The sequence below is a fragment of the Allobosea sp. P4_H5 genome (assembly GCF_056400825.1).
Genome location: NZ_JBFUKM010000001.1, coordinates 645,923 through 658,499, shown reverse-complemented (window position 1 = coordinate 658,499; position 12,577 = coordinate 645,923). Strand labels below are relative to the sequence as shown.

Annotated in this window: 14 protein-coding genes; 11 read left to right on the top strand and 3 right to left on the bottom strand. The window is 67.0% G+C overall.

Annotation, left to right across the window (positions count from 1 at the left end; all coding sequences use genetic code 11):
* Complete coding sequence (locus AC1DS0_RS03175) at window positions 1-1,218, top strand: PAAR domain-containing protein (protein ID WP_476812923.1); 1,218 nt, start codon at window positions 1-3, stop codon at window positions 1,216-1,218.
* A gap of 1 nt (window position 1,219) precedes the next feature.
* On the top strand, window positions 1,220-1,999 hold the full coding sequence (locus AC1DS0_RS03170; protein WP_476812922.1) for a hypothetical protein: 780 nt from the start codon (window positions 1,220-1,222) through the stop codon (window positions 1,997-1,999).
* Between the two features lie 13 nt (window positions 2,000-2,012).
* On the opposite strand, the gene AC1DS0_RS03165 is transcribed toward AC1DS0_RS03170, so the two are convergent.
* Together AC1DS0_RS03165 and AC1DS0_RS03160 are read right to left on the bottom strand one after the other, a co-directional pair.
* Window positions 2,013-2,636, bottom strand: coding sequence for a DMT family transporter (locus AC1DS0_RS03165; protein WP_476812921.1), 624 nt, complete (start codon window positions 2,634-2,636; stop codon window positions 2,013-2,015).
* The gene (locus AC1DS0_RS03160) at window positions 2,633-2,923 is read right to left on the bottom strand and encodes a hypothetical protein (protein WP_476812920.1); all 291 of its coding nucleotides are present in this window, start codon (window positions 2,921-2,923) and stop codon (window positions 2,633-2,635) included. Before AC1DS0_RS03160 ends, AC1DS0_RS03165 begins: the two co-directional genes overlap by 4 nt.
* Window positions 2,924-3,394: 471 nt before the next feature.
* Between AC1DS0_RS03160 and dnaE the strand changes: the two genes are divergently transcribed.
* From dnaE to AC1DS0_RS03130, 6 genes are all read left to right on the top strand, one after another.
* Complete coding sequence (dnaE, locus tag AC1DS0_RS03155; RefSeq protein WP_476812919.1) at window positions 3,395-6,862, top strand: DNA polymerase III subunit alpha; 3,468 nt, start codon at window positions 3,395-3,397, stop codon at window positions 6,860-6,862.
* Window positions 6,863-6,946: 84 nt separating this feature from the next.
* Entirely contained in the window at window positions 6,947-7,669 is a 723-nt protein-coding gene (locus AC1DS0_RS03150) for an FkbM family methyltransferase (RefSeq protein ID WP_476812918.1), read from the top strand.
* 10 nt (window positions 7,670-7,679) lie between these two features.
* On the top strand, window positions 7,680-8,306 hold the full coding sequence (pncA, locus tag AC1DS0_RS03145) for a bifunctional nicotinamidase/pyrazinamidase (protein WP_476812917.1): 627 nt from the start codon (window positions 7,680-7,682) through the stop codon (window positions 8,304-8,306).
* 3 nt (window positions 8,307-8,309) lie between these two features.
* On the top strand, window positions 8,310-9,005 hold the full coding sequence (locus AC1DS0_RS03140) for a helix-turn-helix transcriptional regulator (protein ID WP_476812916.1): 696 nt from the start codon (window positions 8,310-8,312) through the stop codon (window positions 9,003-9,005).
* 69 nt (window positions 9,006-9,074) lie between these two features.
* Window positions 9,075-9,446 carry a VOC family protein gene (locus AC1DS0_RS03135; protein ID WP_476812915.1) on the top strand — a complete coding sequence of 124 codons (372 nt, stop codon included), beginning with the start codon at window positions 9,075-9,077 and terminating at the stop codon, window positions 9,444-9,446.
* A 12-nt stretch (window positions 9,447-9,458) separates the two neighbouring features.
* A complete protein-coding gene (locus AC1DS0_RS03130) occupies window positions 9,459-9,896 on the top strand; it encodes an EVE domain-containing protein (protein ID WP_476812914.1) in 438 nt (145 codons plus the stop codon).
* Between the two features lie 3 nt (window positions 9,897-9,899).
* Here AC1DS0_RS03130 and AC1DS0_RS03125 read toward each other — a convergent pair whose 3' ends face one another.
* Window positions 9,900-10,286, bottom strand: coding sequence for a RidA family protein (locus tag AC1DS0_RS03125; RefSeq protein ID WP_476812913.1), 387 nt, complete (start codon window positions 10,284-10,286; stop codon window positions 9,900-9,902).
* A 295-nt stretch (window positions 10,287-10,581) separates the two neighbouring features.
* Between AC1DS0_RS03125 and AC1DS0_RS03120 the strand changes: the two genes are divergently transcribed.
* The 3 genes from AC1DS0_RS03120 (at window position 10,582) to AC1DS0_RS03110 (ending at window position 12,565) form a co-directional block, all read left to right on the top strand.
* On the top strand, window positions 10,582-10,974 hold the full coding sequence (locus AC1DS0_RS03120) for a pore-forming ESAT-6 family protein (protein ID WP_476812912.1): 393 nt from the start codon (window positions 10,582-10,584) through the stop codon (window positions 10,972-10,974).
* Between the two features lie 108 nt (window positions 10,975-11,082).
* Window positions 11,083-11,394, top strand: a complete 312-nt coding sequence (locus tag AC1DS0_RS03115; RefSeq protein WP_476812911.1) for an antibiotic biosynthesis monooxygenase family protein — start codon at window positions 11,083-11,085, stop codon at window positions 11,392-11,394.
* A gap of 160 nt (window positions 11,395-11,554) precedes the next feature.
* Window positions 11,555-12,565: a 30S ribosomal protein S2 gene (locus tag AC1DS0_RS03110; protein WP_476812910.1), complete on the top strand. Its 1,011-nt coding sequence runs from the start codon at window positions 11,555-11,557 to the stop codon at window positions 12,563-12,565.
* Window positions 12,566-12,577: the final 12 nt, after the last annotated feature.

The window sequence follows — 12,577 nt, the reverse complement described above, 5'->3', positions numbered from 1 at the left end:
ATGGCCAAGCTCAGCCCCGCGGATGCGATTGCGCAGATCAAGCCGGGAGCGACCCTGGACGAGTTGCGCGCCTTGGCGCGTCAGGTCTCGGCCGCGCCTGCAGGTCCCGATGTCATCCTCTATTCCGCCGTCTCGGATGCGGCGAAGCGGGCCTGCCAGGCTGGCACCGGCTACGCGCTGATCGACGATACCGAGCGCGCCACCTTCCTGTCGGACGGCGATTTCCTGCTGGCGGTCGCGCGTGCGGCTGGAATCACCGAGCCCAATCCGAAGCGCGCGGTCGAGAATCTGATGCAGGGTGGTCGTCTGCCGGACGGACATCCCGACAAGGCGGCGGCGATCATCGGCAACGCCGCCATGTTCGGTGTCGAGAGCGATGCGGCGGCGTTGCAGAGCTCGTTCTGGGGCGAGGCTTCGCGCGAATTCGCCGAAGGCGCGTCCGGGCACGTCGTCCTGCTGCTGGGGCGCCCCGTCCAGAAGGTGTTCTGGGCTGTTGAGCTCCCGGCGCTTCAGGCTGCCTGTGCGGCCGGCAAGCTACCCGGCTCGACGATCAACGGGATCCCGATCGCATCTTTGCCACCCGATCCGAACGTGGCGCTCAGCACGCTTTGGCCCTCCGCCGAGGCGCGCGCAAAAGTCTTCACGCCGCCGGCGCCACCCTCCGCATCCACGCCGGGCGGAGGTGGTGGAGGCGGCGGCGGAGGTGGTGGAGGAGGTGGAGCCGGTCGCCCCGCTGCCCGCGTCCTCGACCCTGTCATCCACCCGCTGCCCGGCATGCTGCAGCCAGGCCCGGGGAGCTTCAACGTGATCATCGGCAACAAGCTCGCCTGGCGCGGCGTTCCGGCCGGCGCCGCGGCGGCGATCCAGTCGGCCAAGGCGGTCTCCGACGCGGCAATCCAGGTGGCCGAGGCGGCGACGCTGGCCGCCGCAGGCACACCCGGCGCGCCAGCGGCGAAGGTGGCCGAGGAGACCGCGAAGGCGACGGCCGCGGCCAGCATGGGCTCGACGATCACGAGCGCCGCCGGCGGAGCCGACATCCATATCTGCGCGACGCCGCTGCCGATCCCGCCGCATGGGCCGGGCGTGGTGATCGACGGCTCGCAGACCGTGCTGGTCAACGGCCTGCCGCTTTGCCGCATGGGCGACACGATCATCGAGGCGGTCGGGCCGCCGAACAAGATCGCCATGGGCGAGCCGACCGTGCTGATCGGCGGCTGAGATGGGGCGTCGCCGTTCACCCGACCGCGCCGTGGCAGCCGAGGAGCGCTTCCGCCTGCTGCGGGTCCAGCGCTTCTCCTCCGACACTGAGAAGGCGCTCTGGCACGGGCGCTCACGCAACACCCGGGTCGCCAAGGTGCTCGTCTACATGGCGGCAATCCGGATGCCGGATCGGCCGGGATTGCCGCTGACGGCCAATCCGAACGTGACCTGCAAGGGCGCGGAGCAGCAGTTCTTCAGCGCGTCCGGCGAGAACCAGGCGGCGCATCTGCTGCCGGGGCAGATCCTGATCGACAACACCTATCCCTGGCTCTTCCTGCAGGGCGAGCCGGCACGGCTGCTGCAGAACGAATTCGCCTATGTCGATCCGATCCACGCCAACTACAACGCGGCCGACCGGCTGGCCGAGCGCAACGGCATGGTCGACGCCTTCGCCTCCGCCTGTCGCGCCGTGCTGACCGGCACGGGAGACGCCGAGCGCGACGTCTCCAACGCCTATCATCGCGCCTGGGTGCCGGGCGCGCTCGCCGCGATCGCTGCCGCCGAGAACGAATTGCGCACCGAGGCGCTGCCGCCGCCTCTGGTCTATGGCAGCGGCCCCGAGGACTACGGCATGATCCTCAATCTCGAGGAGCGCAGCCAGGCGATGAACGACGAGGATACCTGGAACAGTTTCGAGCAGCTCAGCATGCTCGACTATTATCGCGTCGCCTTCGACGAGATGCCGCGCGAGATCGAGCCGCGGGCCGTCATCGCGGCGCTGAGTGCGCTGGTGAACTGAATACTGTGCAGGCTCAGGACGGCGTACGCCGTGTGGCCGATGGTGCCGTCGCGACGATCAGCCCGGCTGCGACGATCACCGCGATCCCGGCCCAGGTCATCGGCGAGGGCAGGTCACCGAACAGGGCAAAGCCGAGCGCGGTCGCGCCGATCAGCTCAAGATAGACGAAGGGCGAGAGCGTCTGGACCTGCGCCAGGCGGAAGGCGCTGATCGTCATCAGGTTGCTCAGCGTCGAGACCAGGCCCATCAGCAAGATGAGCAGCAGACCCTCGCGCGTCGGCGTGGTCCATTGCAGCACCGCGAAGGGCAGCAGCATCAGGATGCCGAGCACGAGCTGGATCGTCAGTGTCGCCACCGGCGGCCTGTCCTGGGCGGTGGCGCGGGTCAACACCAGATAGCAGGCCATGCAGAAGCCGGAAGCGAGCGCAATCAATGTGTCGGCGCTGGTCTCGGTGCCCGGGCGCACGACGAGGATGGCGCCGACGAAGCCGAGGGCGACGGCAAGCAGCTTTCGCCGGTCGAGCCGCTCGCGCAGCGCGATCGCGGCAAGCAGGGGCGCCGCGACAGGCGCGATGAAATAGGCGCCGAGCGCATCGGCCAGTGGAATGCGCGCGATCGCCACGAAATAGAGTGTCATCGCCGTGACGAGGAAGGCGGTGCGCAGGATCTGCGAGAGCCAGTACCGGCTGGCGATGCGGACGCGCGCTCCGGCGCTCGTCCACGCTGGATCAGCGCGACCGGGAGGATGAAACCGAGCGCCGCGACATAGCGCACCCAGCTGAGGAAGGCCGGTGAATGGGCACCGCTGAGATATTTGGCGATGGCGTCCGAGGTCGGGATGATCAGCATCGCGATCGCCATGAGCACCACGCCGAGCGTCTCGCTGCGCAGTTTGCGGTGCGCCTGATCGGGGGAAGGAGGCATGGCGCCGACCCTATCTGATTCTGCCATGGCAGCAGCGCTGCTGTTAACGTTTCCGCAGCCCCGGTAAATCCGGGTTAACTGTCCGGCGCGTCTTCCTGCGTCAGCTGACCTTGCGATATTGACGTGAACAAAGAGGGAATTAAACTGAACATATAGAGAACATAGGAGATCGGACATGGTGATTGCCCGCAAGCTGATGGTCGGAGCCGTGGAATTCCTGGCGCTGGCTCTCTTCGTCGGAATGATCTGGGTCTGGGCTGCGCTCGCCTCTGGACCGCATGTCTGAGCGGTCCTTGGAGGCGGGAACCGAGCGCCATGCGCGGACGTGTCCACAGCCTCGCAAATGGATCGGCTCGACCGGCGAGGGGTGGCGCGCAATAACCGATTCCGAGCATGCTCTTGGGATCAAGAATCGGCGCAGTTCCTCTCACTCGGCCCATCGGCTGAGCGGGTGACGCGCCGGAGGGCGCGATGACCGACCGTAAAGACGATACACAGGTTCAGGGCGAGGTCGGCTTCGTCCACCTCCATGTCCACTCGAGCTATTCGCTGCTCGAAGGCGCGATCCAGGTCGGTGCGCTCGCCAAGCTCGCCGCCGGCGACGGCCAGCCGGCCATGGCGCTGACCGACACCAACAACCTGTTCGGCGCGCTCGAATTCTCGGAGAAGCTGGCGAGCTCCGGCATCCAGCCGATAGCAGGCGTGCAGCTCTCGGTCGATTTTGCCGATGAGGATACCGGCGGGCGCAAGCCGGTGCAGAGCGTGACGCCGCATGTCGTCCTGCTCGCGACCAGCGAAGCCGGCTATGGCAATCTGATGAAGCTGGTGACGGAAGCCTGCCTCGCCGCCGCCGGTGGCAACCCGGTCGCGAGCGTCGAGCATCTTTCTGCCTATCATGCCGATATCATCGCCCTGACCGGCGGGGCGGGCGGGCCGCTCGATCTCGCCTTGCGCGCCGGCCAGCCGGCTCAAGCGCAAGCGCGGCTGCACCGCCTCACGGCGATCTTCAGCGACAGGCTCTATGTCGAGATCCAGCGCCATGAGCGCGAGGACGGGCCGGCAATCGAGGCCGGTTTGCTCCGGCTCGCCTATGACAACGATCTGCCGATCGTCGCGACCAACGAGCCCTTCTTCGGCAAGCCAGCCGATTTCGAAGCGCATGACGCGCTGCTCGCGGTGGCGGCGGGCCGGCTGCTCTCCGATGGTGAGCGCCGGCGTGTGTCGCCGGCGCATTTTTTCGCCAGCCGTGCGGAGATGAAGCGCCGCTTCGCCGATCTGCCGGAGGCGCTGGCTTCGACGGTCGAGATCGCCCGGCGCTGCTCCTGGCGCGTCGGCACGCGCAAGCCGATCCTGCCGCGCTTCGGCGAGGAGGGGCGCGATGAAGCGGATGAGCTGGAGAGCCAGGCGAAGGCGGGGCTCGAGGCGCGGCTGGCCAAGCATGGACCAGCCGCGGGCTTCACGGTCGAAGATTACGAAAAGCGGCTTGCCTTCGAGCTCTCGATCATCACCCGGATGAAATTTCCGGGCTATTTTCTCATCGTTGCCGACTTCATCAAATGGGCCAAGGATCATGACATCCCGGTCGGGCCCGGCCGCGGCTCGGGCGCGGGCTCGCTCGTGGCCTATGCCCTGACCATCACCGACGTTGACCCGCTGCGCTTCGGCCTGCTGTTCGAGCGCTTCCTCAATCCCGACCGCGTCTCGATGCCGGACTTCGACATCGACTTCTGCCAGTACCGGCGTGAAGAGGTGATCGAATACGTCAAGCATCGCTACGGCGAGGAGCGCGTCGCCCAGATCATCACCTTCGGCACCTTGCAGGCGCGTGGCGTGCTGCGCGACGTCGGCCGCGTGCTGGAGATGCCCTATGGCCAGGTCGACAAGCTAACCAAGCTGGTGCCGCAGAATCCGGCCAAGCCGATCACGCTGCCGGAAGCGATCGCCGGCGAGCCGAAGCTGCAGGAGGCGGCGGCCGAGGAGCCGGTCGTCGGGCGCCTGCTCGAAATCGCCCAGAAGCTCGAAGGCCTGCACCGCCACGCCTCGACCCACGCTGCCGGCGTCGTCATCGGCGACCGGCCGCTGGAGCAGCTCGTCGCGCTCTCGGTCGATCCGCGCACCGGCATGCGCGTCACCCAGTTCAACATGAAATGGGTCGAGCAGGCCGGGCTGGTGAAGTTCGACTTCCTCGGCCTGAAGACACTGACGACGCTGACCATTGCGGTGCAGCTCATCGCCCAGCGTGGCATCGCGGTCGACCTGGCGCAATTGCCCTTCGACGACCCGAAGACTTACGAGATGCTGGCCCGCGGCGAGACGGTCGGCGTGTTCCAGGTGGAATCGGTCGGCATGCGCAAGGCGCTGGTCGAGATGAAGGCCGACCGGATCGAGGACCTGATTGCTCTGGTGGCGCTCTATCGCCCCGGTCCGATGGACAACATCCCGACCTATTGCCGCCGCAAGCTCGGGCTGGAGGACCCGACCTATCTCCATCCCGGCATGGAGCCGTTCCTGTCCGAGACGCATGGCATCATCGTCTACCAGGAACAGGTGATGCAGGTGGCGCAGGCGCTGTCGGGCTATTCGCTCGGCGAAGCCGACCTTTTGCGCCGCGCCATGGGCAAGAAGATCAAGGCCGAGATGGACGCCCAGCGCGACCGTTTCGTGAAGGGCGCGATCGACGCCGGCCTGAAGAAGGACCTCGCCTCCGAGATCTTCGACCTGCTGGCGAAGTTCGCCGACTACGGCTTCAACAAGAGCCACGCGGCGGCCTATGCCGTCGTCGCCTTCCAGACCGCCTATCTGAAGGCGAACTTTCCCGTAGAGTTCCTCGCTGCGTCGATGACGCTCGACATCGGCAATACCGACAAGCTCTCGGAATTCCGGCGCGACGCGGAGCGTCTCGGCATCAAGGTCGAGCGGCCCTCGCTCAACCGCTCCGGCGTCGATTTCGACGTTGCCGACGGGGCGATCCGCTATGCGCTCGGCGCCATCAAGGGTGTTGGCCGCGCCGCTGTCGAATCGATCGTTGCGGCGCGAGCCAAGGACGGCCCGTTCCGCGACCTCGCCGATTTCGCCCGCCGAATCGATACGCGCCTGGTCAACCGCCGCACGATCGAGGCGCTGATCTCGGCCGGCGCGCTCGACGAGATCGAGCCCGAGCGGGCCAAGGCGATGGTCGCAGTGGATGGCATGCTGGCGCTGTCGAACCGCACCCGCGACGAAGCGGCGGCCGGACAGCTCGACATGCTCGGCCGCGGGGTGGTGCAGGAGGAATTCCGTATCCCGCAGGTGGAGCCCTGGGCCCCGGCCGAGCGGCTGAAGCGCGAACACGAGGCGGTCGGTTTCTTCCTGTCCGGCCACCCGCTCGACGAATACGAGCATGTGCTCAAGCGCCTGCGGGTGCAGAGCTATGCCGACTTCGCCCGCAATGTCCGCGCCAGCGGCACCTCGATCGCCAAGGTTGCGGCCTCCGTCATCGACCGATCGGAGCGGCGGACCAAGTCCGGCAACAAGATGGGCATCGTCCAGCTTTCCGATCCGACCGGCCAGTTCGAGGCGATCCTGTTCTCGGAAGGGCTGCAGCGCTATCGCGAGCTGCTCGAGCCGGGCGCAGCGCTGGTGATCCGGCTCTCGGCCGTGCTCGACGGCGAAGAGGTCAGGCCGCGCATCGAGGATGTCGAGCGGCTTGACGATCTCGCCGGCCGGCAGAAGCAGGACCTCTGCATCTTCCTGCGCGACGACAAGGCGCTGTCCTCGATCGCCGAGCGGGTGAAGCCGCGCGACGGCGTGCGCTCCGATGGCAAGATTTCGCTGGTGATGATCCTCGACGACGGCGCCCAGGAGATCGAGATCGAATTGCCGGGGCGCTATCCGGTCAACCAGCAGCTCGCCAATGCGGTGCGCGCCGCGCCGGGGGTGGTGAACGTCGAACTGCGCTGATGGGCTTCGCCAGCGCCGACCCTTGCGCTGCCCGTGGCCAAGGCATCAGAGTGCCCGCAGACAACGACAGTCTCCGGGGGGACGATGAAGCAATACGTCGCGCGCATTCCGATGAGCCTTGCCGTGCCCGAGGCGATGCACTGGGCGATCAAGGACGTGCTCGAGGGCGAGTACGAATGCGGCTTTGATGGTGTCGGCCTCGACATCCTCGACATCGGCGCGAATGTCGGCTCCTTCGCGCTCTGGGCGAGCGCGCGCTGGCCGGGCAGCATTGTGACCTCCTACGAGCCGCATCCCGGCACCTACGAACTCTTGAAGCGCAATACCGATCGGCGCCGCGACATCGTCACGATCAACGCGGCGCTGTTCCCCGGCGGGCAGAAGACCGCGAATTTCCTCAGCCGCTTCGCCGGTGATGGCGAGTCCGGGCTCGCCTCCTATGCCGGCGACACCTTCGTCGCCGGGGCCATGGTCGAGCGCTATGAGGTCGCGGTCATCGATCCGGCGAGCCTGCCCTCGGCCGATATCGTCAAGATCGATATCGAAGGTGGCGAGGGCGACGTGCTCGACCATCTCGACCTGTCGAAGACCTCGCTGGTGCTGCTCGAATACCAGAACCGCAAGAATCGCTTGCAATTGGAGGCGCGTCTTGAAGCCGATTTCGAGCTGATCGACACGGTCGAGCACATCTGGGATCCGTTGCTCGAGCAGCGCTGCTACCGCCCCGATCTCGCCGGCGACGTCTATGGCCGCATGTTCGCCGCCCGCAAAGGCATCACCCGGATGACGCGGAGCGCCGCCGCATGAGGGCAAGCCTGTGATCGATGCCAGGACCGCGCTGATCGTCGTCGACGTCCAGAACGATTTCTGTCCCGGCGGCAGCCTGGCGGTCACTGGCGGCGACGAGATCGTCCCGCTCGTCAACGAGCTCGGCAAGCGCTTCGCTACGGTCGCGCTCACGCAGGACTGGCACCCGGCGGGGCATTCCTCCTTCGCGTCGAGCCATCCCGGCAAGTCGCCTTTCGAGACGATCGCCATGCCCTATGGAACGCAGGTGCTCTGGCCGGATCATTGCCTCCAGGGCAGCGCCGGCGCGGCTTTCCATCCGGGGCTCGACCTTTCCATGGCGCAGGCGGTCATCCGCAAAGGCTGCCGCCGCGAGGTCGACAGCTATTCCGGCTTCGTCGAGGCCGACCGCACCACGCCGACCGGGCTTGGCGGCTATCTCAGGGAGCGCGGCATCGCCCGTGTCGCGGTGGTCGGCCTCGCCACCGATTTCTGCGTCAACTGGACGGCGCAGGACGCTGCGCGCCAGGGTTTCGAGACGTTCGTGGTCGAGGAGGCCTGCCGCGCCATCGATCTCGACGGCTCGCTCGATCGCGCCTGGGCGGAGATGACGGCGCTCGGCGTCAGGCGGGCGCGGCTCGCTGAGCTGAACGGCTGAGCTATGTCGCGCTCGGAGCGCCTGCTGGACCTCGTCCAGGTGCTGCGCCGGCATCGCCGGCCGGTCAGTGGCCGCAAGCTCGCCGAGGAGACAGGCGTCAGCATCCGTACGCTCTATCGCGACATCGCGACCTTGCAGGGGCAGGGCGCGCCGATCGAGGGCGAGCCCGGGCTCGGCTATGTGCTGAAGCCGGGCTTCATGCTGCCGCCCCTGATGTTCGACGAGGACGAGATCGAGGCGCTGGTGCTCGGCTCGCGCTGGGTCGCGGGGCGGGCCGATGACCGGCTTGCGGGGGCGGCACGCAACGCCATGGCCAAGATCGTCGCGGTGCTGCCGGCGGATCTGCGCGACAAGGCCGATGCCTCGGCACTGCTCGTCGGTCCCGGCGCCAGGATCGCTGCCACGTCCGGCGTCGATCTTGGCCTGGTCCGCAAGGCGATCCGCTCGGAACGCAAGCTGGAGTTGACCTATCAGGACGGCAAGGCGGCGGCGACGCAGCGCCTGATCTGGCCGTTCGCACTCGGCTTCTTCGATCATGTCCGCGTCGTCGTCGCCTGGTGCGAGCTGCGCAACGACTTCCGGCATTTCCGCGCCGACCGCATTGCGCAGGCCGAGCTGGTCGACATCCGCTATCCGCGCAGGCGCCAGGCGCTGCTCAAGCAATGGCGCGAGCGCGAGGGAATTCCATCACCGGCTTGAGATACACTGCCGGAAATTGGCAGCATCTACAGCGATCATGCGCGGGTTCCCAAAACCGGAGATGCCCCGATGCTCGATGCCAATTTCATCATCCTCTATGTCGACAACCCTGAGGCCAGCGCCCGCTTCTATGCCGACCTGATCGGCTCGGAGGCGCTGGAGACCTCGCCGACCTTCGCCATGTTCGCGCTGCCGTCAGGGGCGAAGCTCGGCCTGTGGTCGCGCCACACCGTCGAGCCGGGCGCGCAAGCCGCCGGAGGCGGCGGCGAGATCGCCATGGTGGTCGGCAGCAGCGAGGCTGTCGATGCGACCCACGCCGACTGGCAGCGGCGCGGCGTTGCGATCCTGCAGGCGCCGACCGATCTCGATTTCGGCCGCACCTTCGTCGCGAGCGATCCGGATGGGCATCGGCTGCGCGTCTTCTGCCCGGCCGAAGGCTAGAGGTCGCGGGCAATGACGGGACACTGGATCGCAGTCGCCTGTGCGGATCATGTCCGCCGCGGCATCGACGGCGGCTTCATGCAGGTCTGCCATGGCAAGGCGGCGCCGCTACGGCGGATCCGGCCTGGCGATGGCGTGGTCTACTATTCGCCGAGCACGCGGCTCGGCGGCGGCGATCGGCTGCAGTCGTTCACCGCCATCGGCCGCGTCCGCGACGGCGAGCCCTATCGCTTCGACATGGGCAGCGGCTTCGTGCCGTTCCGGCGCGACGTCGTCTGGCAGCAGGCGCTGCCAGCCCCGATACGCCCGCTGACCGGCCTTCTGGATTTCACTCGGGAGGCGTCGAATTGGGGTTATCAGCTCCGGTTCGGCCTGCTGGCGATCGGCGAGGCCGATTTCCGCCGCGTAGAGACGGCCATGAGCGCGACCGCACAAAATCTCGCGGGCTGATTCTTACGCCGCCGCCAGGATCTCGATCTCGACGAGCCAATCCTCGCGCAGGGTCTGCGCCACAATCGCAGTGGTCGGGATCGCGCGGCCACCGAGAGCGGCGAGGCGGGCGTTCTGATTGGCCTCGACGAAGCCGGGGTCGCGCAGATAGCTGGTCAGGCGCACGATGTTGTCGACGCTCATATTCGCCGAAGCGAGGATCGCGCGCAGATTGCTCCAGATCAGCGCGAGTTGCTCGTCGAGGGTCGCGCCGGGCTTGCCGGCTTCGTCGAGCCCCATCGTGCCGCTGACGAAGAGCAGGCGCTGGGGTGCGACAACCTCCATGGCGTGGGCGTAGTCCGAAGTGGCCGGGTAAACGCCGCGGCTCGGATTATGGGCGATCATCTGCATGGTTTCCTCCTCGCAGACGTTCGGCAGCACATCGTCTGGCGCGAGAAGTTATGGCTGGATGGGGGGCGGGCCGAAGCGGAAAACCGAAGGCCGGGCGAAATACAGATGGCATTCCGCCAGTGTTGACAGGGCGGCAGGCAGGCGGGGCTTAGGGCGAAACGTCATCAGGCGTTCACAAGGGAGGCGCGCTTTCGCAGCGCGCCCGGGCGGCTTGCCGTATCCCGCGGAAGGCCACTCCGGCGCTGGGAAAGTTGAGCGTGCATCTGCGGGTGCTTTCAACTTGAGAGAGATTATCATGCTGTTTTCCTTCAAGCGTTTCAGTGCTTTTGCCGTGCTCGCCGCACTGTCCAGTGGCCAGGCTTTCGCCCAGAACCCCGCGGATCAGCTCGCTGCCGCCTATCAGGCCGGCCGCAACCAGCTCGGCGTCATCAGCTACTGCGCCGAGAAGGGGCATGTCGGGGCGGACGTCGTCGAGATCCAGACCAAGGTGCTGGCCCTGATCCCGCTGCCGGCCGACAAGAGCGCAGGCGATGCCGCCGAGGCGCTCGGCAAGAAGGGCACGCTCTCGATGATGGGCGTGACCCAGGATATCGAGGTGGTTTCGAAGGCGCAGGGCAGCACGGCCGCAGCCTTCTGCAAGCAGCTCGGTGACGCCGTGAAACTCGCAGCCTCCTCGCTGCCGAAGTAAGCGCCATTGAGGCCGCTCCTGCCAGGTTTTGGCGGGGCGCGGCTTGACCTCAACCGTACTCGAGGTCGCATAGACCCGGCTCCTGCATCTGCATCGAAGGAGCCGGGCATGCCCGATCAACCGGTCGTCAACATCAGCGTCATCACGCCGAAGCCCGAGTGCTTCGCTGAGTTCATGGAGCTGCAACTCGCCCAGCACCATGCCGTCCGCGGCAAGGTCGAGGGTTTGATCGGCGGGCGATTGTTCCGCTCGCGCGAGGATCGCGATGTCGTCCTGGTGACGATGTTCGAATCCGAGGCGGCGGCGCTGCGCTTTGCCCGCGACGAGCGTCTCGCCAGCCATCTGGCGCGCGTGCGCCCCTTGCTGGAACGCGCCGTGCCGGGGGCTTACGACGTCGCCTACGAGGTCGGGTCGCTCTGACGAGCCGACTGCAAGCCTTGCATTCCGGCGCCATGGCGTGTAAGGCGCGCCTTATCCCACATGGGGAGCATCACCTCGACACCGAGGCGTTCCGGTGACTGGTCAGCTTATGGCCGGCTCATTCGCTCCCCAGAGGCTCAACCGGAAGGACAAGAATACCATGGCTCTGCCCGATTTCTCCATGCGTCAGCTGCTCGAGGCCGGCGCCCATTTCGGCCACCAGTCGCACCGCTGGAACCCGAAGATGTCGCCGTTCATCTACGGGACCCGCAACAACATCCACATCCTCGACCTGTCGCAGTCGGTGCCGATGCTCTCGCGCGCCCTGCAGGCGGTCAGCGACACCGTCGCCCGCGGCGGCCGCGTCCTCTTTGTCGGCACCAAGCGCCAGGCGCAGGATGCCATCGCCGATGCTGCCAAGCGCTCGGCCCAGTACTATGTCAACTCCCGCTGGCTCGGCGGCATGCTGACCAACTGGAAGACCATCTCGGCCTCGATCCAGCGCCTGCGCAAGGTCGACGAGCTGCTCTCCGGCGGCGGCTCTGGCCTGACCAAGAAGGAGCGCCTGATGCTGGCGCGCGAGCGCGACAAGCTCGAGAAGGCGCTCGGCGGCATCAAGGACATGGGCGGCACGCCCGACATGATCTTCGTGATCGACACCAACAAGGAAGCGCTCGCGATCAAGGAGGCCCAGCGCCTCGGCATCCCGGTCGCGGCCATCATCGACTCGAACAGCGATCCGGACGGCATCACCTTCCCGGTCCCGGCCAATGACGACGCCGGCCGCGCCATCCAGCTCTATTGCGACCTCGTCGCCCGCTCGGCCATCGACGGCATCTCGCGCGCTTCGGGCGACCATGGCATCGACCTCGGCGCCGCCGAGGCCCCGATCGTCGAGCCGGCGATTGACGAGCCGGTGGCTGTCGAAGGCCAGGCTCAGGCCTTCGAGCTGCTGACCGGGCCGCGCGGCGCGCCGGACGACTTCATGAAGCTCTCGGGCATGGGCCCGGAGATCGTGCAGAAGCTCAACGATGGCGGTATCTTCCACTTCTGGCAGGTCGCTGCCATGAGCCCGGCGGATGTCACCAAGGTCGATCACGATCTGAAGCTCGCCGGCCGCATCGAGAGCCAGGGCTGGGTTGCCCAGGCGCGCGATCTCGCCGACGCCTGATTGTTCGAGACC